We start from the raw sequence: 24,731 nt of genomic DNA, 5'->3' as shown, positions 1-24,731 counted from the left end.
GAAAGGGGCTGATGCCGTGAACGATATCCTCATCTACGTGGAACTGGGTCTGTCCCTGTTTTTGATCGTCGCCAGTTCGATCGCCTACCGCAAGTGGCGGATCTGGAAGCTGATCCTCTTCCCGATTGTGCTCGCCCCCTATCCGATCATGACGTTCGCACCGTCCTGGATCCCCTTCCTCACGATCGACCAGTTCAACTTCTACTACGAACTCTTCGCGCTCGCCGCGACCGTGGTCTTCGCGGTCGGCTTCCGATCCAAGATCCGCATCACCCGCAATCTCACCGACTACGATTTCTTCGAACTCGAAAAGGAGCTCGACGAGGTCAAGGACGCTTCCGAACTCCTGCGGCTGCGCTACATTTCGACGATCGGTCTGCTCAACGAAGCCCTCGCCTTCCACGACGCGGAAGCCGGAACGCTGTTCGTGACAGATCAATTCCGCAAGATCGGCGAGCTTGAGAAGAGCGAGTTCACGCTCGACGAATACGCCGAACTGATCCATCAGGACGACCGCGCCCAGTATCTGTCCGCGATCCGCAAGGCATCGAAGAAGAACCCCTCCTACGACATCAAGTACCGCGTTCTGCGGCCCTCGGGGGTCGTCTGGGTCGAGGAGCGCGGAAAGGCCTTCGAGTTCGGCGGCAAGGTCCAGGTCGTCGCGTCGACGCGCGCGATCGACATGAGGCTGTTTCCGGAAACGCTGATCCACGAACTCGATTCGGTACCGACCGAACAGCAGCTCGTGCAGTATCTGACACAGATCCTGAAGGAGCCCGAGACGTTCTACCTCGTGATGATCCAACTCACCAACATCCCCGACGTCAACGCCCGTTTCGGACGGGACGTCGGCAACCTGATGATCGCCGAATACATCAAGAAGATGCGCTACCACTTCGCCAAGGACGTCAACAGCATCTTCCGCATCACCGGCATCCAGTTCGCCCTGGTGATCCGCGAACAGCGCAAATACGACGTGCTCCTCCGCGCCCTGCAGAGCGGCGGCGAACTCATCAACCTGATGATCAACATTGGCGGCATCCAGCAGGTGGTCTATCCCAACCTCGGCGTCATCAAGCACGAACCGTGGTCGACCTACTCGCTCAACGAGTACGTCAGCCTCGCCAACAAGGCCCTCGAAGAAGCGATCCGCAACCCCAAGAAGAACTATTCGATCTTCGGCGAATGAACCGTTCCGCGTCATCGACGCGAACCCATACGGCCAGGAGGATTCCATGTATTCGGCATTGATCGTCGCCGCCGGCGGCGGCACCAGGATGCGCCTGTCCTACAACAAGATCTTCTGCCTCATCCGCGGGAAGGCGATGCTATTGTACGGCGTCGACGCCTTCCTCGCCGATCCCGACTTCGACGAGGTCGTGATCGTCCACGCCCCCGCCGAGGAGGAGGACGTGAAGCGCCTGTGCGGCGACCGCCGCGTGCGTTTCGTCCCCGGCGGCGCGAGTCGTCAGGAAAGCGTCCGAAACGGACTCGTCACGATCAAGAACGAGGTCGTCTTCATCCACGACGCCGCGCGTCCGAATCTCCGTCAGGCGGATCTGGACCGGCTCAAGGCGGTTCTCACCGAAGCGCCCGCGCTCACGCTCGGAGTCAAGGTCAGAGATACTTTGAAAACGGTGGAAAACAGCCAAATCACGGGATCCATCGATCGCGATACGACCTATGCCCTGCAGACTCCGCAGGTGTTTCCGACGTCGAAGATCCGACTTGCGCACGATCGATGCGCCGGCGCTTCGGTCCCGTTCACGGACGACACCTCGGTCTATGCCGCCGGCCTCGGCGAACCGGTAACGCTGGTCGAGGGCGACTACGGCAACCTCAAGGTCACCACAATGTCGGATCTCAAGCTGCTGGAGGATATCATATGATCAGAATCGGTTTTTCGAAGGACATCCATCCGCTCGTTTCCGGTCGGCCGTTCATTCTCGGGGGAATCCGTCTCGACGCCCCGTACGGGCCGCTGGGGCACTCGGACGGCGACTGCCTGCTGCACGCGATCGCCGAGTCGATCCTCGGTGCGCTCGCGCTCGGCGACCTCGGCAAGTTCTTTCCGGACGACGACCCGAAGTACAAGAACTACGATTCGGCGCTGATCCTGAAGGAAGTCTTCGACTACATCGACAAGAAGGGCTACGTGGTCTCCAACCTGGACTGCATGGTCTCGCTCGAAGCGCCCAAGCTGCGGCCGTACGTCGACGACATGCGTCGGCGCATCGCCGGCATCCTGAACGTCGAGCCGTCCCGCATCTCCGTCAAGGCGACCACCTTCGAGGGCCTCGGGATCGTCGGCGAGGGCAAGGCGATCGTCTGCGAGGCGGTCGTCCTGCTCGAGACCGACATGTTCATGATGCTGTGACGGGCGGGAACGCCCGTTTTCCTTGCCGAAGGATGAAATCCTTGCTTTTCGGCGAAATGTGGTACAATAGTAATGCACTCCAAGGGAGATGAGGACATGCTCGAAACGGCACACGGAGAATTCGAACTGATCAAGAACCACCGGGACGCGTTCATCCTGGACGACTTCAACAAGCGCTATCTCGACGTCTTCAACGTCTATCCCTACCTCGTCGGCGACTACGCCTCGGGCATGCTCCGCCTCAAGGGTTTCACCAAGAATGGCCGGATCAACGGCGTGAAGACGGTTCCGGACTACCTGATGGAATCCTGCGCGCTCAACTGTCCCTACTACATCCTGAAGAATCCGCACTTCGATCCGAACACGAAGCGGGATTCCTGAAAGGCAAGAGACCCATGACCTACGAACAGATCATCGAAGAGATCAACACCGTCATCAATCTCGTCCGTCCCTACATCCAGCGCGACGGCGGCGACGTCAAGTTCGTCCGTTTCGAGGACGGCATCGTCTACATCGAGATGTCCGGCGCCTGCGTCGGCTGCGGCGGTTTCGAAAGCACCCTCCGCGAACTCGTCGAGGACACGCTCCTCGAACGCGTCCCCGGCGTCATCGGCGTCGAGCACGTCTGAAAGGAACAGCCATGATCGTCACCAAGGAATACATGAAGACCCGCTGCCTCGAACTCCTTCAGGAACGCGGCGTCGCGATCGCCGACATCACCCAGATCGTCTACGACCTGCAGAAGAAATACATCCCCGACCTGACCCTCGCCGTCTGCGAGGAGGCGGTCGACCGCGTCCTCTCCAAGCGCGAGGTCCACAACGCCATCCTCACCGGCGTCGAACTCGACATGCTCGCGGAACAGGGCAAGCTCTCCGAGCCGCTCCAGACGCTCGTGAACGAGGACAACCCGCTCTACGGCATCGACGAGATCCTCGTGCTCTCCATCTGCAACCTCTACGGTTCGATCGGTCTCACCAACTTCGGCTACGTCGACAAGGTGAAGCCCGGGATCATCGGCCGGCTCGACAAGGCCGGCAAGGAGACGTCCCAGTGCCACACCTTCATGGACGACATCATCGGCGCCGTCGCCGCGGCCGCCGCGAGTTCCGTCGCCCACAACAGCGCCCTCTGAAACCGCGCCCTTCGGGGTGCGGTTTTTTGTATCCATCGTTCGACGCATGTGTTATACTGAAAACAAGCAACCATCGCGAGGTTAATGGACATGGACAAAGGGGATCTGGTCAAGGGACGGATCACCGGCATCAAATCGTATGGCGCGTTCGTCAAACTCGACGGCGACGTCGACGGGTTGGTCCACATCTCCGAGGTGAGCGACGGCTTCGTCCGTCGCATCGACGATTTCTTCAAGGTCGGCGACGTCGTCGAGCTCGAGGTCCTGGGGTTCACCGAGGAGGGCAAGGTCAGTCTCAGTTACAAGCGCGCCAACCGCGCGCATCGGAAGAAGTACGTGACGATCGTCCTGAAGAGCGGATTCGAGCCGCTCGGGGAAATGCTCCCGATCTGGATCGCACGACATCGCAAGGGCGGCGGATGAGCATCCGCCGCTTTTCCTTTCCGCGCCGAAAGCGTTTCATCGGATGAATTTCTGATGCAAACGGACCGGTTGTGATATAATAATTAATGCTTTTTGTATGAATCGGAGGATTTTTCATGGAAAAATACATCAGATTGGACGCGAGCCGCGCGCTCGCCTTCGTCCCGGAAGGGGCGCTCAAGCAGATTCAGAAGGAAATCACCGTGGCCGCGCGCGCGTTGACCCACGGCACCGGAAAGGGTGCCGAATTCACCGGCTGGCTGTCGCTGCCCGATACCTATGACAAGGCCGAGTTCACCCGCATCGAACTCGCCGCGAAGAAGATCCGCCGCCAGGCCGACGTGCTTGTCGTGATCGGCATCGGCGGCTCCTATCTCGGCGCCAAGGCGGCGATCGACATGCTGACGCCGTACTTCGAAAAAAAGAAGAAGCTCGAGGTCGTGTTCGCCGGCCAGCAGATGTCCTCGTCGTACCTCGCCGACCTCGTCGACTATCTCGCGAACAAGGACTTCGCCGTCAACGTGATCTCCAAGTCGGGCACGACCACCGAACCCGCGATCGCCTTCCGCGTCTTCAAGAACCTGCTGGAGACGAAATACGGAATCGAAGGCGCCAAGGAACGCATCTACGCCACCACCGACAAGTCGAAGGGAGCGCTCCGCAAACTCGCCGAGGAACGCGGCTACGAGACCTTCGTCGTCCCTGACGACGTCGGCGGACGCTTCAGCGTCCTCACCGCCGTCGGATTGCTTCCGATCGCCGCCGCCGGCATCAACATCCGCCAGGTGATGAAGGGCGCGAAGGCCGCGAAGAAGGCCTACGCGACCAACTCCGTCCTCAAGAACGACGCCCACCTCTACGCCGCCGTGCGCAACCTCCTCTACCGCGGGAACAAGGCGATCGAGATGATGGTCAACTACGAGCCCGCGCTCAACTCCTTCTCCGAATGGTGGAAGCAGCTCTTCGGCGAGTCCGAAGGCAAGAACCGCCAGGGGATCTTCCCCGCCGCGGCCGCCTTCTCGACCGACCTCCATTCGCTCGGCCAGTATGTCCAGGACGGACGTCGGATCTTCTTCGAGACGGTCCTCAAGGTCGAGCAACCGCGCCGCGAAGTCACGATCGGCACCGAGAAGGTCGACCTCGACGGCCTCAACTACCTCGCCGGAAAAACCGTCGACTACGTGAACAACAAGGCCTTCGAAGGTACCCTCCTCGCCCACGAGGAAGGCATGGTACCCAACATCGTCCTCTCGATTCCGGAACTGACCCCCTACGCCTTCGGCCAGCTCGTCTATTTCTTCGAATACGCCTGCGGCGTCTCCGCCTCCGTCCTCGGAGTCAACCCGTTCGACCAGCCCGGCGTCGAGGCCTACAAGAAGAACATGTTCGCCCTGCTCGGGAAGCCCGGTTACGAGAAACTGAAGGCCGAACTCGAAGCGAAGCTGAACAAGTAAAACCAAAGCGTCCCCGCACGGATCCTGGATGGATCGGCGGGGACGCTCTTTTTTCGATCGGCGAAGCTACTTGCGAATGTCGAGACGGATCTTCCCGTCCTTCACCTCGACGATCCGGTCGGCCTTCTCGGCGATCCGGCGGTCGTGGGTGATGATCACGAACGTGGTCTTGTATTTGCGGTTGATCTCGCGCAGAAGGTCATAGACCTGCTCGGTGGTGTCCGAGTCGAGGTTGCCGGTCGGTTCGTCGGCGAGGATGATCTCGGGACGGTTCATCAGCGCGCGGGCGATCGCGGTGCGCTGCTGCTGGCCGCCGGACATGTTCACGGCGAGGTTGTCCTTCACCTTCGTCAGCCCGACGAGCGCCATCAGTTCGTCGGCGCGCGCCCGGATCTCATCGGTGATCGGCGTGCCGGCGATCCTGACCGGCATCAGGACGTTCTCGTAGGCGGTGAACTCGGGAAGCAGGTAGTGGAACTGGAAGATGAAGCCGATCGTCTTGTTCCGGAGGGAGGCGAGCTCGTCCTTCGAGAGGTCGGTCGTCTTTACGCCGTTCACGAGGACGTCGCCGCTCGTCGGCTTGTCAAGCGTGCCGATGATGTTGAGGAGCGTCGACTTGCCCGATCCCGACTGGCCGATGATCGAGTTGAAGGATTCCTTCTCGAAGGCGAGGTTGATGTCGAAGAGCACCTGCGTCTTGACCGCCGATCCGTAGATCTTCTCGACGTGGCGCAGTTCGATGACGTTGTCAGCCATTCTTGATCACCTCGATGATGGAGATCTTCTTCGACTTGCCCGCCGGGATCAGCGAGGCGAGCGAGGAGGATGTGAATGCGATCAGCGCCGAAAGCGCCATGAAGCCGGGATCAATCAGGATCGGCACGACCGGCGTGCCGTCCGGATTGAGGGCGAAGGTGGTGAAGGAAAAGAGCAGGCCGAGGCCGAGGAGCAGTCCGACGATCGCACCGAAGACGCCGAGGATCATGCCTTCCGAAAGGAAGATGAAGCTGGCGTCGCGGTCCTTGATGCCCATCGCCTTGAGGATGCCGACCTGCTTGGACTTCTGGAGGACGGTGATCGCGAGGACGCTCGCGATCGCGAGGACGACGGAAAGGGTGACGAAGACCTGGATCATGAGCGACGATGCCGTCTGGCCGGAGAGGCCGGAGAGCAGCGATTCGTTCTGGCTCTTCCAGTCGACGACCTCGATCGAGGGATCGTCGACGTAGGCGGCGATCGTCGCCGCGTCGAGGTCCGAATCGAACTCCTGGTCCAGCCGCATGATGATCGTCGAGACGACGTCGCCGACGTTCAGGACGTCGCGGACGGTCGGAAGCGTGGTGACGATCAGGGTGTCGTTGGTCTGCTGGACCTTGAAGTCGAAGGTGCCGACGATCGTGACGAAGGTGTGTTCGTCCGCGCCGCTGCCGGTCGGCGGGTTGTAGATGTCGAGGACGTCGCCCAGCTCGTAGCCGAATTCGACGAGGAGGCTCTCGCCGACGATGACCTCGAAGTCGGCTTCGGGGAGGCGTCCTTGCACGAGTTTCTCGGAGAGACGATAGATCGCATCCGATTTTGACAGATCGGTGCCCCGCAGGATCACCGGACGGTTCTCCGTGAAGAGTACCGAGTTCGCGTCGAGCGTCGTGGCGACCGCCTCGACGTTCTCGAGTCCGCCGATGAAGGAGACATAGTCGGCGTAGTCGGCGATATACTCCTCGGCTTCCGTCTTCTGCACGGTGATCTGCGAGGAACTGCCGATCGTCTTGTCGAGGAGGGAGGCCTGTAGACCGGTGATGAGCGATCCGATGAAGACCTGGACGGAGACGCCGACGCCGATGCCGAGGACGATTCCGATCGTCTGGCCGAGGCTCGACCTGAGGAAGCGAAGCGCGATCTTGAAGGCCAGCCTCATCGGAGTTTCTCCCCGAGCGCGACGATATCCCGGAAGGACTGGACGGCGTCGCCGCAGCCGACGCACTTCACGTGCGAGGGATCGCGGAAGGCGTTTCCGCCGAGCGCGATCCGGACGTCCGGACGCTCCGCCCGGATCCGTTCGACGAGTTCATAGGTCTTGACGAGGTTGTAGTAGTTCGTGACGCCGAGGGCGACGACGTCGGGCGTAAAGAAGCGGACGGCGGCGAGGATGTCGCGGACGGGGGTGTTCGCACCGACGAACTTGACCTCGAAACCGGCCAGTTCGAAGAAGTCGGCGGCCATCCGGGCGCCGATCTCGTGGTATTCCTCGGGCGGGCAGACGACGAGCGCCTTCTTCCCGACGGAGACGAATCCGGGCGCTTCCTTCGCCTTCAGCACGTACGGATAGGCGATTTCGACGATCGCGCGCACGATCGACGTGCGGACGTGCTCCCGCCAGATGCAGGACTCGTCGTTCTCGGGGCAATGGAATTGGTTCAGGACCGGTCCGAGGATCATCTCGTACAGGTCGGAGACCGCGATCGAGCCGCTTTCGAGCAGTTCGAGCGCGTACCGGACGGCGCCGGCCTTGTCCTCGTTCTTCAGAAATTCGGCGAAGCGGTCGTAGATGGATTTCATGATGGATCACTCCTTTTCATCACTAAATATGCGAATCATTCTATGAAATTATACCCTGAACGGCCCGTCGCGCCAAGCGAGATGCACAGCGACGCATCGGGATGTCGGAATCCGCTTCGATGATACGACGAATCCGTCGGTTTCTCAAGTCGAAAGTAGAAAAAACCCGCCGAAAGCGGCGGGCATGGACGTCATTTCTTGAGGTTCGCGGCGGCGATGACGGCCTTGTCGAAGGCGATGAACGTCCGCGTCTTGGATTTGGCGATCTCGACGGTCGAGACGTGCTCGAGGACCTCGCCGTCGTTCTGGAAATACTGCGGCGAGTCGGTCGCGATCCGGATCTTCCGGCCGACGAGCAGGGTCACGTACTTCTTGAACTTCAGGTGGAGTCCCGAATAGATCGTCATGAAGAGGAACGAGATCAGTGCGCGCGAGATGCTGTGGGCGATTAGGATCTGGAAGGTCTCGGCTTCCGGATCCGCATCCGGCGTCGCCTTCATCCCGCCGCCGAAATAGCGGCCGTTCTGGACGGCGACGAAGAAGGTCTTCTCGAACTCGTGCTTGACGCCGTCGACCTCGACGGTCGTCTTCATCGGCTTGAAACCGGAGAAGCCCTTGAAGGCATTGATGAAGTAGGAGAGTTTGTTCTTGTGCTTGTCGGCGTTGACGTAATGGCAGACGGCGGCGTCGACGCCGATCCCGCAGCCGTTGATGAAGTCGACAGTGCCGGCTTCGGTCACGGCGCGACCGAGACGGACGTCGGCCCGCTTCATCGGCTTGAGGGTGCGGAGGGTGTCGTTGCCAGAACCGCTCTGGGCGAAGTGGATGTTCGCCTTGACGGCGCCCACGTCGACGTGGTTGATCATGTAGTTGATCGTACCGTCACCGCCGCAGTAGACGATGTCGGTGACCGCCGGATTGGCTTTCAGGAACCCGAGCAGGTCGTCGATCTTGAAGGTGGACCGGAGGATGAAGGGGATGCCCTTCTTCTGGAAGAACTTGACGATCTTGGAGGTCGTCCACTTGGACTTGCGGTTGAAGGACAGGGGATTGTGGATGATCAGATACATCGGGGCACCTTCCTTGGTTCGCGATGGGTCAAGCGCATTACGAGACTCTATTATATCATAAATCGCATATCAACGGACGTTTTCTACAGATTCGCCACACAAACCCGCGCCTTCATCCGACCTGCAGCGAACGGAAGGATCGCGGGGTCGAAACCGACGTTTCGTGGTATAATGTTCGGTAGAGAAAACACAAAGGAATCAGTCATGGAAAAAATCATCCACATCGCCGATCTGGCGGATATGAAACGCTTCGCCGCCGCCGTCGCGGCGCATGCGAAACCCGGTTTCGTAATCGGACTCGCGGGCGATCTCGGCAGCGGGAAAACCACCTTCACGAAATACCTGGCGCAGGCCATGGGGATCAAAGACGTCGTCAACTCGCCGACGTTCACGATCCTCAAGATCTACAAGGGCGGACTGCCGCTGTACCACATGGACGTGTACCGTCTCGAGACGATCGGCTACGACTGGAGTCTCGAGGAGTTCATCGGAGGAGACGGCGTCGCGGTGATCGAATGGTACCCCTACGTCAAGGCGATGCTGCCGCAAGAACTGATCACGATCGACATCCGGGCGACGGGCGAAAACACCCGCGAGATCCGGATCGAAGGGGAGGGCGCTTATGAACCCATCGTCGAAGACGTTGTTTCTCGATACCGCGACTAGGCATGTCTACCTGGCCGTCGTGATCGACGGGGTCGTCGCCGATTCCGTCTATCAGGTGGGCGACAACGACCACTCCGTGACGATCCTGCCGCTTCTAGAAGCGATGCTCAAGCGGCTCGGCATCGGGCTCCGCGACCTCGATCAGATCGTCGTCGGCATCGGTCCGGGATCCTACACCGGCGTCCGCATCGGCGTCTCGATCGCGAAGATGATCGGCTACCTGAACGGGACCCCGGTCCGCTCCGTCTCTTCGCTCGCGCTCCTCGCATCCGGCGCTCCGGAAGGCGTCGTCCTGCCGTTCGTCGACGCCCGGCGCGGCAACGCGTTCATGGGACTGTATCGGATCGACCAGAACACGATGGAGGAACTGACGCCCGACACGCTCGAAAACGTCGAAATCTTCCGGGGAAGGATCGGCGAACCGTACGAACTGCGCCTCGCCGGCACCCCCGATCCCGTCCGCATCCTGAACTCGACTCTGGCAAAGACGATCGAGGACATCCACGCGCTCGTCCCCAACTACCTGCAGGTGACGGAGGCGGAGCGCAAGAAGGCGGACGCATGAAGCCGGCGATCCGCTTCATGTCGGCCGACGACATTCCCGCGATCGTCGCGGCCGACCGCCGCATCCTCGGCCATTCCCTCGGTGAACAGACGATCGCGACCGAACTCTCGGAAAATCCCTTCGCCCACTACTTCGTGATGGAAGACGAGGACACGTGCGAATTCTACGGACATGTCTCTCTCTGGGTCGATCCGCCGCTCGCCCAGGTCGTCAACATCTACGTCGTCCCGGAACACCGTCGCGTCGGCCTCGGCGCCTTTCTCATGGAATTCGCGATCGCCTTCCTGAAGAGTCGCGGATGCAACACCCTGACGCTCGAGGTGCGCCCCACCAACGCCGCCGCGATCGCCTACTATGCGAAATACGGCTTCGTCAAGGTGGCCGTACGGAAACAATACTACGAGAACGGCGAAGACGCCGATCTCATGCTGCTCAACATTCGTTAGAAACGGAGCCAGAACCATGTACGTACTCGGCGTCGAATCCAGTTGCGACGAGACTTCCGTCGCCGTCGTCAAGGACGGTCGCGAGGTCCTCTCGAACGTCGTGCTGTCCCAGATCGACATCCATCAGGAATATGGGGGAGTCGTCCCCGAAATCGCGTCCCGCGAACACGTCAAGGGGGTCTCTATGGTCTTCGACCAGGCGATCCGGCAGGCCGGCATCCGCTACGAGGACGTCGACCTCGTCGCCGTCACGAACGGTCCCGGACTGATCGGGTCCCTGCTCGTCGGCGTGAACGCCGCCAAGGTGGTCGCGATGAACTTCGGGATCCCGCTCGTCGGCGTCCACCACATCGCGGGCCACATCTACGCCAACAACCTCGAGCGTCCGCTCGAGTTCCCCTGCCTCGCCCTCGTCGTCTCGGGCGGGCACACCGAACTCGATCTGATGAACGGGCATTTCGACTTCGTCAAGCTCGGCGAAACCCAGGACGACGCCGTCGGCGAAGCCTACGACAAGGTCGGACGGGTCCTTGATCTGCCCTATCCGGGCGGACCCGTCGTCGACCGGCTCGCCGCCCTCGGGAAGGACGTTTTTGGATTCCCGCGGCCGATGATGGACGTCCCCGGCTACGACTTCAGTTTCTCGGGGCTGAAGAGCCACGTGATCAACACCCACCACAACATGGTCCAGCGCGGGGAAGCGATCGTCAAGGAGGATTTCTGTCGGAGTTTCCAGGACGCCGTCACCGACGTCCTCTGCCAGAAGACGAAACGCGCCGCGAAGGAATACGGCGTGAAGCAGGTCATCGTCGCCGGCGGCGTCGCCGCCAACCGCGGCCTGCGTGCGAAGATGGCCGCGACGATCACCGACGTCCCGGTATATTTCCCGGCGATGAAGTACTGCACGGACAACGCCGCGATGATCGCCGCCGCCGGCTATTTCAAGTTCCGGAAATACGGCGCCACGGACGATTTGTATCTGAACGGCGATTCCCGCCTTGCATTAAAGTGATTATCAAGTAAAATAGAATCATATTCCAGTCAGCGAAGGTGATTTCAATGGATATGTCATCCAATTTCGTCAAGTCGATCATCGAGGAAGACCTCGCGTCCGGTCGCGTCAAGGAGATCCTGACGCGCTTCCCGCCGGAGCCGAACGCCTACCTTCATATCGGTCACGCCCGCGCCATCATCACCAACTTCGAGCTCGCGAAAATGTTCGGCGGGAAGACCAACCTCCGGTTCGACGACACCAATCCGGTCAAGGAGGACGCGATGTTCGTCGAAGCCATCAAGGGCGACATCGAGTGGCTCGGCTACGAGCCGGCCGCCGTCTTCTTCGGTTCGGACTATTTCGAAGAGACCTACCGCCGCGCGGTACGGATGATCAAGAAGGGCCTCGCCTACGTCTGCGACCTGTCGGCCGACGAGGTCTCCGCTCATCGCGGCACCCTGACGGAGCCGGGTCGTCCTTCCCCCAACCGCGACCGTTCGATCGAGGAGAACCTGCGGCTGTTCGAGGAAATGCGCGCCGGCAAATATGCGGACGGCGAGAAGACGCTCCGCGCCAAGATCGACATGGCTTCCCCCAACATCAACATGCGCGACCCGGTGATGTACCGGATCCTCCACGTCACCCACCACAACACCGGCGACAAGTGGTGCATCTATCCGATGTACGACTTCGCCCATCCGCTCCAGGACGCGATCGAAGGGGTGTCCCATTCGCTCTGTTCGCTCGAATACGTCGACCACCGGCCGCTCTACGACTGGTTCGTCGAGAAGGCGGAGATGGAGCACGTCCCGCACCAGTACGAGTTCGGCCGTCTCAACATCACCAACACGATCATGTCGAAAAGATACCTCAAGCAACTCGTCGAGGCGAAGGTCGTGCGGGGTTACGACGACCCGCGCATGCCGACGCTGGTCGGCCTGCGCCGCCGCGGGTATACTCCGAAAGCGATCCGCAACTTCGTGCTCGGCACCGGGCTCTCCCGGATCAACTCGACGGTCTCCTCGGAGATGCTCGAGAACTGCCTGCGCGACGACCTCAAGGCGAAGGCGCTGCGCACCCATGCGGTCCTGAATCCGCTCAAGCTGACGATCGAGAACTACCCCGACGGGATGACAGAGACCTTCGAGATCCCGAACAACGGCGACAACCCCGACCTCGGATCCCGCACCGTCTCGTTCTCGAAGCACGTCTGGATCGAACGGGAGGACTTTTCGGAGAACGTTCCCGACAAGGGCTGGAAGCGCCTGTCGGTCGGTCTCGAGGTCCGGCTCATGCAGGCCTATTTCGTGAAATGCGTCGGCGTCGTGAAGAACGACGCGGGCGAGATCGTCGAGGTGCGCTGCACCTACGATCCGGAGACCCGCTCCGGATCCGGCTTCAACGCCCGCAAGCCCAACGGCAACATCCACTGGGTCGACGCCGCGACGGCGCTTAAGGCGACGTTCAACCTGCTCGAACCGCTGATGGTCGACTCCGATTCCGACCGGCCGCTCTTCGACCGTCTGAACCCGCATTCGTGGAACGAGGCGAAAGGCTACGTCGAAGCCAACCTGAAGGACGTGGCGGTCGAGACCAAGTTCCAGTTCGTCCGCATGGGATATTTCTCCGTCGACTACGACTCGAAGCCGGGAGCGCTCGTCTTCAACCGCATCGTCGAGTTGAAGTCGAGTTTCAAGTGACGATGAAGAAGACGATTCTCAAACTCGTCGTCTATGCGGCCATCGCGCTCGCGAGTGTCGCCGGACTGGTGTCGAACGTCGTTCTGCTCCTAAGCGGCAATGCCGGCTGGACCCTCGGCCGGGGGATCGCGTTCGCGTTCGCCTTCCTCGTCCTGTTCGCGTTCTCGCTGCACCTGGCGATCGTCGCCGCGCTCGCCCTGCGCAAACCGCCGGAACGTTAAAACCCCCATGGACGGATTCCCTCGACGGGAATCCGTTTTCATCTCCGCGAGCGCTCCGTCCGTCAGCTTTCTGCGAGGACGCGGTACGCTGGTCGAGGAGGCGACAGTCGGATGTCAAACCGATTTGAAAAGGAGTCTTTAAAGACTCCTTTAAAACGAAGAAAATTGAAAAAATCACACATCATTGTCGCTCCGGGAGAACGTCCCTATGGTATAATATTGACAGGTGATGACGCATGGGCAAGGGCATCTTCGACCAACTGAATGAGCAGCAGGCCCTCGCCGTCAGGACCGTCCACGGTCCCGTCATGGCGGTCGCCGGAGCCGGGTCCGGAAAGACGCGGGTGCTCACCAACCGGATCGCCTATCTGATCGACGAGATCGGGATCCCGGCGAACCACATCCTGGCGATCACGTTCACGAACAGGGCGGCCGACGAAATGCGCGGCCGCGTTTTTCGAATGACGGATCTGCCGCTGAACGGCATCTGGCTTTCCACCTTCCACGCGATGGGCGCGAAGATCCTCCGCTTCGACATCCACCATCTCGGCTACGCGGACAACTTCCAGATCCTCGACGACGACGACTCGCTCGTCATCGTCAAGAACGTGATGAAGGAACTCGACCTCGACCCGAAGAAGTTCTCGCCCAAGGCGATCGCCGGCATGATCGAGGAGGCGAAGGCCGATCCCGACACGATCGAACTCGCCCAGCCCGCCTGGCGCAAGGTGATCGGCGAGATCTTCGAACGCTATCAGAAGTTTCTGAAGGACAACGACCTCGTCGACTTCCAGGACCTGCTCGTGCTGCCTCTCAGACTCTTCCGGGAGTTCCCGGAAGTCTTGAAGAAGTACCAGGAATGGTTCTCCTACATCCTCGTGGACGAATTTCAGGACACGAACGACCTGCAGTACGACCTCGTCTACCTGCTGGCGAAGGAACACCGGAACCTCTTCATCGTCGGCGACGAGGACCAGAGCATCTACGCCTTCCGCGGCGCCAACATCGCCAACATCCGCAAGTTCATGAAGGACTTTCCTGAGCATACGAAGATCATCCTGAACCAGAACTACCGGTCCGTCTCGACGATCCTCGACGCCGCCAACGCCGTCATCAGGCACAACCGGAACCGCATTCCGAAGGATCTCTTCTCGACCCTCGGCGAGGGCGAGCGGATCGTCCACTTCAAGGCGGAGAGCGACGAGGAGGAAGCCTACTGGATCTACAACCGGATCCGCACCCTCGTCAAGCTCGGCGGGATCACCTATCGCGATTTCGCGATCCTCTACCGGAACAACGCGATGAGCCGCCGCTTCGAGGACGTCATGCTCAAGTACAACGTCCCCCACAAGGTCATCGGGAACCTCTCCTTCTACAAGCGCAAGGAGATCAAGGACGTCATCGCCTATCTCCGGCTGATCGTCAACCGAGGCGACGATTACGCCTTTTCCCGCATCTACAACGAACCCAAGCGCGGGATCGGCGAGACCACCTTCGAGAAGATGAAGGAGGCCGCCGTCCGCGCCGACCTGAAGCTGATGGACCTGATCGACGACGACCTTTCCGGCATCGTCGGAAAGGCCGCCGCCGAAAAGCTGAAGGCGTTTCGCACCGCGATCGACGAGATCCGCGGCGACATCGAGAACAGGAACCTGCTCGAGACCTACGACGCCGTCCTCGAACGTTCGGGATACAACGCGATGCTCTCGCGTGATGCGCTCACGGCCGAGCAGATGCTCGAGGCCGAACGCCGGCGCGAAAACCTATCCGAGTTCAAGACCATCCTCCTGGAGAAGCTCAAGGAGATGGGCAACATCACCAACATGGACAAGCTCGTGCAGATTCTGACGGAACTGGCGCTGCGCGCCGAGGCCGAGGACGAGCTCGCCGACGACAACTTCGTGAGCCTGATGACGATGCATTCCGCCAAGGGACTCGAGTTCAAGGTCGTCTTCCTCACCTGCTTCGAACAGACCCTCTTCCCCTCTTCGCAGTCGCTCTTCGAACGCGCCGACGTCGAGGAGGAACGCCGTCTCTTCTACGTCGCCCTCACCCGGGCGAAGGAACGCGTCTTCATCACCAACGCCCAGCAGCGCCTGATGTACGGGCGCTACCAGGACAATCCGGATTCCGAATTCCTCGCGGAGATCGACGACGCCCTGATCGAGCATCAGGGTCTGTCGAAACCGAAGGTGCGGTCCGAATTCGGATTCCCGAAGCCGGAACCGCGCGTCACCGAACTTCGGCCGGCGGCCGCGCCGTCCTATGTCCCGACGGGCCTCCGGCTCGCCATCGGCGACAAGGTGAAGCACGCCGTCTTCGGCGAGGGAATCGTCGTGATGATCGATTCCGACAAGGCGACGATCGCCTTCAAGGCGCCCGTCGGGATCAAGATCCTGATGAAGGACCACCCATCGATCCAGAAAGCGTAGGTGCCCCATGGACGTCAACTCCCGGATCAAGGAACTCAGAACCGCCATCGAGCGCGCCAATTACGAGTACTATGCGCTCGATGCCCCCTCCCTCACCGACGCCGAATTCGACGCCTTGATGAACGAGCTGATCGAACTGGAACGACTCCATCCCGAACTGGCGACGCCCGACTCGCCGACGCGGCGCGTCGGCTCCGGCATGGTCGAGCGGTTCGAGAAGGTCGTCCACCCGTCGCCGATGCTTTCCCTGTCGAACGTATACGACGAGAACGAACTGCGGGACTTCGACGCCCGCGTCCGGAAGGAAGTTCCGGAGTACACCTACGTCGCCGAACTCAAGATCGACGGTCTGTCGATCTCGCTGATCTACGAAAACGGCAGCCTCGTGCGCGCCGCCACCCGAGGCGACGGCACGATCGGCGAGGACGTCACCGCGAACGTCCGCACGATCCGCTCGATTCCGCTCACCATCCCCCATCGGGGACGCCTCGAGGTGCGCGGCGAGGTCTTCATGGACGATGCCGCCTTCGAAGCCGTGAACCGCGAGAAGGCGACCCTCGGCGAGGAACCCTTCAAGAACCTCCGCAACGCCGCCGCCGGCTCGCTCCGACTGCTCGATTCCACCGCCGTCGCCCGCCGCCGGCTCGACGCCTACATCTACTACATGATGGACCGCACCCTCGCTCCGACCCATTTCGAGGCGCTTTCGCTGCTCAAGCGGCTCGGCTTCAAGACCAATCCGGAGTCACGCCTCTGCCACGACATCAACGATGTCGTCGCCTACGTGGCGAAGGTCGAGGCGCTCCGCCGCTCGCTTCCGTACGACACCGACGGCGTCGTCGTCAAGGTGAACGAGTTCGCGCTCTACGAGAAGATCGGCTACACCGCGAAGTCGCCGCGTTGGGCGACCGCGTACAAGTATCCCCCCGAAGAGGTCGTCACCGTCCTGAACGCGATCACCTTCCAGATCGGGCGGACCGGCGTCGTCACGCCGGTCGCCGAACTCACTCCCGTCGTCGTCTCGGGATCGCTCGTGTCGCGGGCGACCCTTCACAACGAGGATTACTGCAAGAACCTCGACATCCGCGTCGGCGACCGCGTCGTGGTCCGCAAGGCCGGAGAAGTCATCCCGGCCGTCGTACGGGTCGTCCCGGAACGCCGCGACGGCACCGAAATCCCGTTCGCGATGGCGACGTCGTGTCCCGTCTGCGGCGGACCGCTCCTGCGCGCCGAAGGCGAAGCCGAGTATTTCTGCATCAATCCGGACTGCGACGCGAAGAAGATCAACGGCCTGATCCATTTCGCCTCGCGCGACGCCTACGACGTCGACGGGCTCGGCGAGAAGGTCGTCACCGACTTCTACAACGACGGGTTCCTCCGTTCGATCCCGGACATCTTCCGCCTGAAGGACCATGCCCAGGAACTGATTCTGAAGGAAGGCTTCGGCGAAAAGTCGATCATGTCCCTCCTCGACGCGATCGAGGCGTCGAAGCGGAACAACCTCGACCGGCTTCTCTTCGGTCTTGGGATCAGACTCGTCGGTCAGAAGACGGCGAAGACCGTCTGCGAACGGTATCCCGCGATGGATCGGATCGCGACGCTCTCGATCGACGACCTCCTCAAGGTCCAGGACGTCGGCGAAACGACCGCGGCCGCGATCGTCGAATGGTTCGCCGTTCCCGAAAACGCCCGGATGATCGACGAACTCGAATCCCTCGGGCTGAACATGACCTACGTGTCCGACCGGGTCGCGGCGACGACGCCCTTCACGGACAAGACCGTCGTCATCACCGGGACGCTTTCCGGATGGTCGCGAAGCGAGGCCGAAGCGCTCGTGGAGCGCTACGGCGGCCGCGTCGCCGGCTCCGTCTCGAAGAAGACCGACCTGATCGTGGCCGGGACGGACGCAGGATCGAAATTGACCAAAGGACGCGAACTCGGCGTCCGCATCGTCGACGAAGAAGGCTTCCGCGCCCTCCTCGCCGAGATCGAACAGCAGTAAAAAATCCATCATGTCAGGAGGCGACGCCGTGGACGGACAGATCGTCATCAAAGGCGCTCGCGAGAACAATCTCAAGGCGATCGATCTCACGCTTCCCAAGAACAAGCTCATCGTCATGACGGGTCTTTCCGGTTCCGGGAAGACCAGTCTGGCGTTCGATACGATCTACGAGGAAGGCCGACGCCGCTACGTCGAGTCGCTTTCGGCGTACGCCCGCCAGTTCCTCGGAAACATGGAGAAGCCCGACGTCGACTCGATCGAGGGTCTTTCGCCGGCGATCTCGATCGACCAGAAGACGACCTCGAACAACCCGCGTTCGACGGTCGGCACGGTCACCGAGATCTACGACTACCTGCGTCTCCTCTACGCCCGCATCGGCCGCCCCTATTGCCCGGAGCACGGCATCGAGATCTCGCGCCAGACGATCCAGGAGATGACCAACCGGATCCTCGAGCACGACGGCGCCAGGGTCGCCGTTCTTTCGCCTGTGGTCCGCGGGAAGAAGGGCGCGCAGGAAAAGGTTCTCACCGACCTGCGCAAGGACGGGTTCACCCGGATCCGCCTGAACGGCGAATACCGCGACCTCGACGAGGAGATCGAACTCGAGAAGACGAAGCGCTACGACATCGAGGTCGTGATCGACCGCGTCGTCGTCAAGGAGGGTGTGCGGTCGCGCCTGTACGATTCGATCGAGACCGCATGCAAGCGTTCCGAAGGCCTGATGATCGCGATCGTCGACGACGTCGAGATGCTCTTCTCGGAAAACTACAGCTGCCCGTACTGCGGCTTCACGATCCCGAAACTCGAACCGCGGCTGTTTTCGTTCAACTCGCCCTTCGGGGCTTGCCCCGACTGCTCGGGGCTCGGCTTCAAGCGCAAGATCGATACCCACCTGCTCGTCCCGGACGAATCGCTCTCGCTTTCCGGCGGTGTCCTCGACAAGTACGCGAATACCGAATCGATCTATTTCCAGATGGTCGCCCAGGCCGCCAAGGCGCACGGCATCGATCTCGACAAGCCGTTCTCCGAACTGACCGAAGAGCAGCGCCACGTCATCTTCTTCGGTTCCGACAAGGTGATCCACTACAAGTTCCTTTCGAAGTCCTCCGAATTCGAGCACAACCAGAAGAAGACCTTCGAGGGCGTCGTGAACAGCCTCGAGCGCCGCTACGTGGAGACAACGTCGCGGATGATCCGCGACTGGATCGAGACGATGATGAACGACATCCCCTGCGAACGCTGCGGCGGGAAGCGCCTCTCCGAAGAGGCCCTGTCGGTGCGCATCGACGGGAAGAACATCCACGAGGTCTCGACGATGACGGTACAGAACCATCTCGCCCACATCGACGGCTTCCACCTTTCCGAGCGCGACCACGAGATCGCCCGACCGATCCTGCGCGAGATCAAGACCCGACTTTCGTTCCTCGCCAACGTCGGCCTCGAATACCTCTCGCTGTCCCGGTCGGCCGGGACGCTTTCCGGCGGCGAATCGCAGCGGATCCGGCTCGCGACCCAGATCGGCTCGCGCCTCACGGGCGTGCTCTACGTCCTCGACGAACCGTCGATCGGCCTCCATCAGCGCGACAACCGCCGCCTGATCGACACGATGCGGGACATGCGCGACATCGGGAACACGATGATCGTCGTCGAGCACGACATGGAGATGATCGGCTCCGCCGACTTCGTCGTCGACATCGGCCCCGGCGCCGGCATCCACGGCGGCGAGGTGATGTTCGCCGGGACTCCCGACGAGATGATGAAATGTCCAAAGTCGATCACCGGGAAGTATCTCTCCGGCGAGCTCGCGATCCCCGTCCCGGCGACGCGCCGGAAGGCGGAGCGCGGGTTCGTGACGATCCGCGGCGCCCGCCAGAACAACCTGAAGAACATCGACGTGTCGATTCCCGTCGGGCTCTTCACGGTCGTCACCGGTGTCTCCGGATCGGGCAAGTCGTCGCTCGTGAACGAAGTCCTGTACAAGGGGCTCGCCAACCGCATCACCCGCCGCAACGAGATCGCCGGCGTGTGCGACGCGATCGACGGCTACGAGGTCTTCGACAAGATCATCGACATCGACCAGTCGGCGATCGGACGCACGCCGCGCTCCAATCCCGCCACCTATACCGGCGTCTTCGACGACATCCGCGACCTCTTCTCGATGACCAACGAAGCGAAGACGCGCGGCTACGACAAGAGCCGCTTCTCCTTCAACGTCAAGGGCGGCCGCTGCGAACAGTGCGGCGGCGACGGCGTGATCAAGATCGAGATGCACTTCATGCCGGACATCTATGTCACCTGCGACCAGTGTCATGGCAAGCGCTACAACCAGGAGACGCTCGACGTCAAGTACAAGGGCAAGTCGATCGCCGACGTCCTCGAGATGACGATCGAGGACGCGGTGCCGTTCTTCCAGAACATCCCGAAGATCCACACGCGCCTGAAGACGATCAACGACGTCGGTCTCGGCTACATCAAGCTCGGCCAGTCGTCGGTGACGCTCTCGGGCGGCGAGGCGCAGCGCGTCAAGCTCGCGAGCGAACTGTACAAGCGGATCACCGACAAGTCGATCTACATCCTCGACGAACCGACCACCGGCCTTCACTCGCACGACATCGTCAACCTCCTGAAGGTGCTTCAGGACATCGTCGACGCCGGCGCCACGGTCGTCGTGATCGAGCACAACCTCGACGTGATCAAGGTCGCCGACCATCTGATCGACCTCGGTCCCGAAGGCGGCGACCGCGGCGGCGAAATCATCGTCGTCGGCACCCCGGAGGAAGTCGCGGCGACCCCGCGGAGCTACACCGGACAGTATCTGAAGAAGATCCTGGCGGGAGGGAACTGACCTCCCGCCTTTCCTTTCCTCGGGAATTTCTCGAAGTATGCGGCGAAATGTGTTATCATAAAAGGTAGCCCGCACGCGGGCGAAAGGGCATCCGGACATGAAGAAGAACGACGAGGACCTGCGCAAGGACATCGAAAACCTCGAGAAACTGATCGAGCAGGTCAAGGCCCAGAACCGCGAGGATCTGGACAAACTGAAGAAGGAAGCCAAGCCTGGTGCGCGCAAGGTGCGCGCGATCCGGATCGACCTGGCCGCCGACTACACCCCGTCCCTGACGACGAACCTTGTCGTCGGGTTCTTGGTCAACTTCATCCTCTTCGTCGTCCTCTTCGGCCTCGTCGGCCTCGCCGAGGCCGACTCCGTCTGGATCTACGCCGGCCTCGCGGCGGCGTTCACCGTCTACGAAGTCCTGATCCGCCGCTATTTTTTCCGGCGTCAGATGAAGATCGTGATGTACTCGTCGGGACTGGTCTTCTTCCTCCTGCACCTGTTGTTCTTCTACGCCGCCGACCTGCTTGTCCTGCCGACCCAGTTCTCGTTCTACAACCTCTGGTATCCGCTGGTCGGCGTCGCCTCCTTCACGATGATCCGCTTCCTCGTGAGACTCGCCTACATCGGCGCCGTCCGACGGCTCTCCGGCCGCGGAACGCCGCAATCCTGAACGGAAGGAAGGCATCCCCATGGAACAGAAACTCACCGTCCGCGACGTCGTCGGCGGACTGAAGCTCGAGGTCCTCGCCGGTTCCGAAGGCGTCGGTCGGCCCGTCACGAACCCGTCCGTCTCCAAGCCCGGACTCGAACTCGCCGGTCTGTTCGACTTCTACGAATCGGACCGCATCCAGATCATCGGCTCAAAGGAGGGCACCTTCTTCCACTGGCTGAACCAAAGCGACCAGGAGATCCGCGTCCGGATGCTGTTCGAGAAGCAGCCGCCGGCCTTCGTTTTCTCGAAGAACGTGGTCGTCCCCGATCTGTTCCTCCGCCTCGGCGAGGAATACGCGATCCCGGTCCTGAAGAGCGCGTACAAGACCTCGTCGCTTTTCAGCGAACTCTTCAACTTCCTGCAGGCGGCGCTCGCCGAGCGCCAGACGATCCACGGCGTCCTCCTCGACATCAACGGCGTCGGCGTCGTGATCACCGGCGAATCCGGTGTCGGCAAGTCCGAGGTCGCGCTCGAACTGGTGCGGCGCGGATACATGCTCGTCGCCGACGACATCGTCGAGGTCTACCAGAAGGAGAAGGGGATCGTGATCGGATCCTCCCCCGACCTTCTGAAGAAGTATCTCGAGATCCGCGGCATCGGGATCGTGAACGTCGTCAACCTCTTCGGCGTCCGCGCCTACCGCGAGAACAAGCGCATCTCGATGTTCGTCAACCTCGTCAAGTGGGACGCCTTCACCGACTTCGACCGCCTCGGCCTGAAGGAAGACGCCCGGCTCGTGTTCGACACCCCGATCACGTCGGTGTCGATCCCGATCACCGAAGCCCGCAACACCGCCACGCTCGTCGAGGCGGCCGCCTACGACTTCAAGGCGAAGCAGCTCGGCTACCATTCGGCCAAGCAGTTCGACGCCGACCTGAACGCGCGCATCCTCGAGAACGCGAAGAAACGGGAGGAATGACACCATGACCATGAAGCAGCGCCTGATCCGGATCGCGATCGTTCTCGGTACGATCCTCGCCGTCCTCGTCGTCGCATCCCTGATCGACACGACGCCGACCTGGAAGACCGCCGAAGGCGATTACGAGGTCGTCTTCGCCGACTACGACGGCACCGTCCTCAAGACCGTCTCCTGCACCGCGGGCGAAGCCTGCGACATCGTCGCCCCGGCGGCTCCCGACAACAAGGAGAACTGCTATTTCACCCGCTGGAACCTGTGGGAGAGCCATTGGGACGAGATTGACGGCGACGTCACGATCAAAGCCGTCTATACCCTCGACAACCGCCTGGTCGTGATCGGCGACCGCGCCGTCGTGTTCTATTCCATCTTCATCATGACGGGCATCATGCTCGCGCTCGCGTTCGGCCTCAAGGAGGCGAAGCGGACCGGTCTCGACCGGGACGCGCTGACCGACGGATTCCTCTGGATCGTCCCGATCGCGATTCTGGGAGCGCGCCTCTGGTACGTCGCTTTCGAATGGGAGAGTTTCGTTTACGGCGGCTTCTTCCCGTCCCTTCTGCGGATCCTCGGGTTCCAGAACGGAACCCTCGACTTCACCAACTTCGGTCTTTCGGGACTGGCGATCCACGGGGCCTTCGTCTTCGCGGCGATCTCGACGATCGTCTACTGCAGGGTCCGCAAGATCGATTTCTGGAAGGTCGCCGACCTCCTTGCGGTCGGCTTCGTGTTCGCCCAGACGTTCGGCCGCTGGGGCAACTTCCTCAATCAGGAAGCCCATGGCGGGGCGATCTTCGGCTACACGTCCGGAACCCTCACCAACCTCCAGCTGGAGGCGCAGTGGACCTATCTCAGGCATACGCTCCACCTGCCCGAGTTCATCGCCAACAACATGTACGTCGTCCGGGGCCTCCACGGGCTGTCGGTCGAGCCGATCACCGGCTACTACCATCCCACCTTCCTGTACGAACTGCTTCTGAACTGGATCGGGTTCGGAATCGCCCTGGTCCTCAGGCGTCTGAAGACGGTCCGAATCGGCGAACTGTTGCCGTTCTACCTCGTCTGGTACGGCATCGTGCGCATCTTCATCGAATCGATGCGAACCGACCCGCTGACCTACGTGATCTTCGGAGTCGAACTGCAGGCGGCGACGACGACGTCGATCCTGATGATCCTCGGCGCGATCGCGCTCGATCTCCTGATCCGCTACCGCTTCAAGACCGGAACCTACGGCGACGTTCCGGGCGCATTCGACTTTTCGGAACTGAAACGGGCGAAGAAGGATCTCTGATCCGATGGTCCGCTGCGAACTTCTGATCGTCGGCTGCGGTCCCGCCGGAATGATGGCGGCGATCTACGCCAAACGCGCCGACAAGGACGTCGTCGTGCTCGACCGCTCGACCCCGGGCGGCCGCGTGCTTTCCACCTACCAGGTCGACAACTACCTCGGCTTCGGCCGCGTCTCGGCCGAGGAACTCGTCGCCAAGATGGTCACGCATCTGCGCGACCTCGGGATCGAGGACCGCTACGGAAAGGTCCTCTCGATCCGGCAGGAGGAGCAGGGATTCCGAATCACGACGGACGCCGACGAATATCTGTGCGACGCCGTGATCGTCGCCACCGGCACGAAGTCGAAGACGCTCGGAGTCACGAACGAATCCGCCTTCGTCGGGAAGGGTCTCTCCTACTGCGCCGTCTGCGACGGCATCTTCTTCAAGGACAAGGACGTCGTCGTCATCGGCGGCGGCGACTCTGCTCTCGAAGAGAGTAACTACCTCTCCCGCATCGCCCGCTCGGTGACGATCGTCCACGACCTCCCCGAACTCACCGCCGCGGCCGGACTCGCCGCGCGCGTTCGCCGCAACCCGGCGATCGCGATCCTGACGGAGACGGCCGTGACCGGGTTCGTCGGCGCGCGTCTGCTCGAAGGCGTCGCGATCCGCGACAGGCGCACCGGCGCGGAGCGCGTGCTGCCCGCCCAGGGGGCGTTCGTGTACGTCGGGAATCTTCCCGAGACGGGATATCTGTCCGGCACCGGCGCCGTCGGCGCGGACGGGTTCATCGCCGTCGACCGGGACATGAAGACGAAGGTTCCCGGCCTCTTCGCCGCCGGCGACGTCACGAAGAAGGATTTCCGCCTGATCGCGACCGCGATCTCGGACGGAGCGATCGCCGCCCTGTCGGCGGTCAAGTATCTCGACGATCTCAGAAAAACGGAGGGATGAC

25 protein-coding genes are annotated in these 24,731 nt (G+C 61.5%); 21 read left to right on the top strand and 4 right to left on the bottom strand.

Going from position 1 to position 24,731, the window contains the following annotated elements:
- The first annotated feature begins 16 nt into the window (after positions 1 to 16).
- From WC509_02595 to WC509_02560, 8 genes are all read left to right on the top strand, one after another.
- Positions 17 to 1,189: a PAS domain-containing protein gene (locus tag WC509_02595; protein ID MFA5006339.1), complete on the top strand. Its 1,173-nt coding sequence runs from the start codon at positions 17 to 19 to the stop codon at positions 1,187 to 1,189.
- A gap of 46 nt (positions 1,190 to 1,235) precedes the next feature.
- Complete coding sequence (gene ispD / locus WC509_02590) at positions 1,236 to 1,889, top strand: 2-C-methyl-D-erythritol 4-phosphate cytidylyltransferase (GenBank protein ID MFA5006338.1); 654 nt, start codon at positions 1,236 to 1,238, stop codon at positions 1,887 to 1,889.
- Complete coding sequence (gene ispF / locus WC509_02585; GenBank protein MFA5006337.1) at positions 1,886 to 2,377, top strand: 2-C-methyl-D-erythritol 2,4-cyclodiphosphate synthase; 492 nt, start codon at positions 1,886 to 1,888, stop codon at positions 2,375 to 2,377. Before ispD ends, ispF begins: the two co-directional genes overlap by 4 nt.
- 96 nt (positions 2,378 to 2,473) lie before the next feature.
- Positions 2,474 to 2,758, top strand: a complete 285-nt coding sequence (locus tag WC509_02580; GenBank protein MFA5006336.1) for a YutD-like domain-containing protein — start codon at positions 2,474 to 2,476, stop codon at positions 2,756 to 2,758.
- Between the two features lie 14 nt (positions 2,759 to 2,772).
- On the top strand, positions 2,773 to 3,006 hold the full coding sequence (locus WC509_02575) for a NifU family protein (GenBank protein ID MFA5006335.1): 234 nt from the start codon (positions 2,773 to 2,775) through the stop codon (positions 3,004 to 3,006).
- An 11-nt stretch (positions 3,007 to 3,017) separates the two neighbouring features.
- The gene (locus WC509_02570) at positions 3,018 to 3,512 is read left to right on the top strand and encodes a phosphatidylglycerophosphatase A (GenBank protein ID MFA5006334.1); all 495 of its coding nucleotides are present in this window, start codon (positions 3,018 to 3,020) and stop codon (positions 3,510 to 3,512) included.
- 90 nt (positions 3,513 to 3,602) lie between these two features.
- Positions 3,603 to 3,935 carry a S1 RNA-binding domain-containing protein gene (locus tag WC509_02565; GenBank protein ID MFA5006333.1) on the top strand — a complete coding sequence of 111 codons (333 nt, stop codon included), beginning with the start codon at positions 3,603 to 3,605 and terminating at the stop codon, positions 3,933 to 3,935.
- Positions 3,936 to 4,051: 116 nt separating this feature from the next.
- Positions 4,052 to 5,389 (top strand): glucose-6-phosphate isomerase, encoded by a 1,338-nt coding sequence (locus tag WC509_02560; GenBank protein MFA5006332.1) that lies wholly within the window; start codon positions 4,052 to 4,054, stop codon positions 5,387 to 5,389.
- A 66-nt stretch (positions 5,390 to 5,455) separates the two neighbouring features.
- On the opposite strand, the gene WC509_02555 is transcribed toward WC509_02560, so the two are convergent.
- From WC509_02555 to WC509_02540, 4 genes are all read right to left on the bottom strand, one after another.
- Positions 5,456 to 6,145, bottom strand: coding sequence for an ABC transporter ATP-binding protein (locus tag WC509_02555; protein ID MFA5006331.1), 690 nt, complete (start codon positions 6,143 to 6,145; stop codon positions 5,456 to 5,458).
- Positions 6,138 to 7,304: an FtsX-like permease family protein gene (locus WC509_02550; GenBank protein MFA5006330.1), complete on the bottom strand. Its 1,167-nt coding sequence runs from the start codon at positions 7,302 to 7,304 to the stop codon at positions 6,138 to 6,140. Before WC509_02550 ends, WC509_02555 begins: the two co-directional genes overlap by 8 nt.
- Entirely contained in the window at positions 7,301 to 7,945 is a 645-nt protein-coding gene (locus tag WC509_02545; protein ID MFA5006329.1) for a cobalamin-dependent protein, read from the bottom strand. Before WC509_02545 ends, WC509_02550 begins: the two co-directional genes overlap by 4 nt.
- A 191-nt stretch (positions 7,946 to 8,136) precedes the next feature.
- Entirely contained in the window at positions 8,137 to 9,015 is an 879-nt protein-coding gene (locus WC509_02540; protein MFA5006328.1) for a diacylglycerol kinase family protein, read from the bottom strand.
- A 204-nt stretch (positions 9,016 to 9,219) separates the two neighbouring features.
- On the opposite strand from WC509_02540, the gene tsaE reads away from it, so the two are divergent.
- The 13 genes from tsaE (at position 9,220) to WC509_02475 (ending at position 24,730) form a co-directional block, all read left to right on the top strand.
- Positions 9,220 to 9,681 (top strand): tRNA (adenosine(37)-N6)-threonylcarbamoyltransferase complex ATPase subunit type 1 TsaE, encoded by a 462-nt coding sequence (gene tsaE / locus WC509_02535; protein MFA5006327.1) that lies wholly within the window; start codon positions 9,220 to 9,222, stop codon positions 9,679 to 9,681.
- Positions 9,638 to 10,246: a tRNA (adenosine(37)-N6)-threonylcarbamoyltransferase complex dimerization subunit type 1 TsaB gene (tsaB, locus tag WC509_02530; protein MFA5006326.1), complete on the top strand. Its 609-nt coding sequence runs from the start codon at positions 9,638 to 9,640 to the stop codon at positions 10,244 to 10,246. Before tsaE ends, tsaB begins: the two co-directional genes overlap by 44 nt.
- A complete protein-coding gene (gene rimI / locus WC509_02525; GenBank protein ID MFA5006325.1) occupies positions 10,243 to 10,692 on the top strand; it encodes a ribosomal protein S18-alanine N-acetyltransferase in 450 nt (149 codons plus the stop codon). The genes tsaB and rimI overlap by 4 nt, the downstream gene beginning before the upstream one ends.
- Positions 10,693 to 10,708: 16 nt before the next feature.
- On the top strand, positions 10,709 to 11,704 hold the full coding sequence (gene tsaD / locus WC509_02520; GenBank protein MFA5006324.1) for a tRNA (adenosine(37)-N6)-threonylcarbamoyltransferase complex transferase subunit TsaD: 996 nt from the start codon (positions 10,709 to 10,711) through the stop codon (positions 11,702 to 11,704).
- Between the two features lie 38 nt (positions 11,705 to 11,742).
- Entirely contained in the window at positions 11,743 to 13,386 is a 1,644-nt protein-coding gene (locus tag WC509_02515; GenBank protein ID MFA5006323.1) for a glutamine--tRNA ligase/YqeY domain fusion protein, read from the top strand.
- A gap of 2 nt (positions 13,387 to 13,388) precedes the next feature.
- Positions 13,389 to 13,607 carry a hypothetical protein gene (locus WC509_02510; GenBank protein MFA5006322.1) on the top strand — a complete coding sequence of 73 codons (219 nt, stop codon included), beginning with the start codon at positions 13,389 to 13,391 and terminating at the stop codon, positions 13,605 to 13,607.
- Between the two features lie 236 nt (positions 13,608 to 13,843).
- Complete coding sequence (locus WC509_02505) at positions 13,844 to 16,039, top strand: UvrD-helicase domain-containing protein (protein MFA5006321.1); 2,196 nt, start codon at positions 13,844 to 13,846, stop codon at positions 16,037 to 16,039.
- Between the two features lie 7 nt (positions 16,040 to 16,046).
- The gene (gene ligA, locus WC509_02500; protein MFA5006320.1) at positions 16,047 to 18,041 is read left to right on the top strand and encodes an NAD-dependent DNA ligase LigA; all 1,995 of its coding nucleotides are present in this window, start codon (positions 16,047 to 16,049) and stop codon (positions 18,039 to 18,041) included.
- A gap of 28 nt (positions 18,042 to 18,069) precedes the next feature.
- A complete protein-coding gene (gene uvrA / locus WC509_02495) occupies positions 18,070 to 20,886 on the top strand; it encodes an excinuclease ABC subunit UvrA (GenBank protein MFA5006319.1) in 2,817 nt (938 codons plus the stop codon).
- Between the two features lie 97 nt (positions 20,887 to 20,983).
- On the top strand, positions 20,984 to 21,547 hold the full coding sequence (locus tag WC509_02490) for a hypothetical protein (protein ID MFA5006318.1): 564 nt from the start codon (positions 20,984 to 20,986) through the stop codon (positions 21,545 to 21,547).
- A 19-nt stretch (positions 21,548 to 21,566) separates the two neighbouring features.
- On the top strand, positions 21,567 to 22,508 hold the full coding sequence (gene hprK, locus WC509_02485; GenBank protein ID MFA5006317.1) for an HPr(Ser) kinase/phosphatase: 942 nt from the start codon (positions 21,567 to 21,569) through the stop codon (positions 22,506 to 22,508).
- 4 nt (positions 22,509 to 22,512) lie between these two features.
- The gene (gene lgt / locus WC509_02480; protein ID MFA5006316.1) at positions 22,513 to 23,796 is read left to right on the top strand and encodes a prolipoprotein diacylglyceryl transferase; all 1,284 of its coding nucleotides are present in this window, start codon (positions 22,513 to 22,515) and stop codon (positions 23,794 to 23,796) included.
- Between the two features lie 4 nt (positions 23,797 to 23,800).
- Positions 23,801 to 24,730, top strand: coding sequence for an FAD-dependent oxidoreductase (locus tag WC509_02475; protein MFA5006315.1), 930 nt, complete (start codon positions 23,801 to 23,803; stop codon positions 24,728 to 24,730).
- Position 24,731: the final 1 nt, after the last annotated feature.

The sequence above is a fragment of the Candidatus Izemoplasmatales bacterium genome (assembly GCA_041649275.1).
GTDB lineage: Bacteria > Bacillota_I > Bacilli_A > Izemoplasmatales > Hujiaoplasmataceae > UBA12489.
This window is presented reverse-complemented; position numbering and strand designations above follow the sequence as displayed.

Bases quoted from the DNA above. Each gene is read 5' to 3' on its own strand.
- ligA (MFA5006320.1), top strand. From the start codon at position 16,047: ATGGACGTCAACTCCCGGATCAAGGAACTCAGAACCGCCATCGAGCGC.
- WC509_02555 (MFA5006331.1), bottom strand. From the start codon at position 6,145: ATGGCTGACAACGTCATCGAACTGCGCCACGTCGAGAAGATCTACGGA.
- WC509_02505 (MFA5006321.1), top strand. From the start codon at position 13,844: ATGGGCAAGGGCATCTTCGACCAACTGAATGAGCAGCAGGCCCTCGCC.
- WC509_02475 (MFA5006315.1), top strand. From the start codon at position 23,801: ATGGTCCGCTGCGAACTTCTGATCGTCGGCTGCGGTCCCGCCGGAATG.
- ispF (MFA5006337.1), top strand. From the start codon at position 1,886: ATGATCAGAATCGGTTTTTCGAAGGACATCCATCCGCTCGTTTCCGGT.
- tsaB (MFA5006326.1), top strand. From the start codon at position 9,638: ATGAACCCATCGTCGAAGACGTTGTTTCTCGATACCGCGACTAGGCAT.
- WC509_02545 (MFA5006329.1), bottom strand. From the start codon at position 7,945: ATGAAATCCATCTACGACCGCTTCGCCGAATTTCTGAAGAACGAGGAC.
- WC509_02510 (MFA5006322.1), top strand. From the start codon at position 13,389: ATGAAGAAGACGATTCTCAAACTCGTCGTCTATGCGGCCATCGCGCTC.
- WC509_02540 (MFA5006328.1), bottom strand. From the start codon at position 9,015: ATGTATCTGATCATCCACAATCCCCTGTCCTTCAACCGCAAGTCCAAG.
- WC509_02575 (MFA5006335.1), top strand. From the start codon at position 2,773: ATGACCTACGAACAGATCATCGAAGAGATCAACACCGTCATCAATCTC.
- hprK (MFA5006317.1), top strand. From the start codon at position 21,567: ATGGAACAGAAACTCACCGTCCGCGACGTCGTCGGCGGACTGAAGCTC.
- lgt (MFA5006316.1), top strand. From the start codon at position 22,513: ATGACCATGAAGCAGCGCCTGATCCGGATCGCGATCGTTCTCGGTACG.
- tsaD (MFA5006324.1), top strand. From the start codon at position 10,709: ATGTACGTACTCGGCGTCGAATCCAGTTGCGACGAGACTTCCGTCGCC.
- rimI (MFA5006325.1), top strand. From the start codon at position 10,243: ATGAAGCCGGCGATCCGCTTCATGTCGGCCGACGACATTCCCGCGATC.
- WC509_02565 (MFA5006333.1), top strand. From the start codon at position 3,603: ATGGACAAAGGGGATCTGGTCAAGGGACGGATCACCGGCATCAAATCG.
- WC509_02490 (MFA5006318.1), top strand. From the start codon at position 20,984: ATGAAGAAGAACGACGAGGACCTGCGCAAGGACATCGAAAACCTCGAG.
- WC509_02570 (MFA5006334.1), top strand. From the start codon at position 3,018: ATGATCGTCACCAAGGAATACATGAAGACCCGCTGCCTCGAACTCCTT.
- tsaE (MFA5006327.1), top strand. From the start codon at position 9,220: ATGGAAAAAATCATCCACATCGCCGATCTGGCGGATATGAAACGCTTC.
- WC509_02550 (MFA5006330.1), bottom strand. From the start codon at position 7,304: ATGAGGCTGGCCTTCAAGATCGCGCTTCGCTTCCTCAGGTCGAGCCTC.
- ispD (MFA5006338.1), top strand. From the start codon at position 1,236: ATGTATTCGGCATTGATCGTCGCCGCCGGCGGCGGCACCAGGATGCGC.
- WC509_02560 (MFA5006332.1), top strand. From the start codon at position 4,052: ATGGAAAAATACATCAGATTGGACGCGAGCCGCGCGCTCGCCTTCGTC.
- WC509_02580 (MFA5006336.1), top strand. From the start codon at position 2,474: ATGCTCGAAACGGCACACGGAGAATTCGAACTGATCAAGAACCACCGG.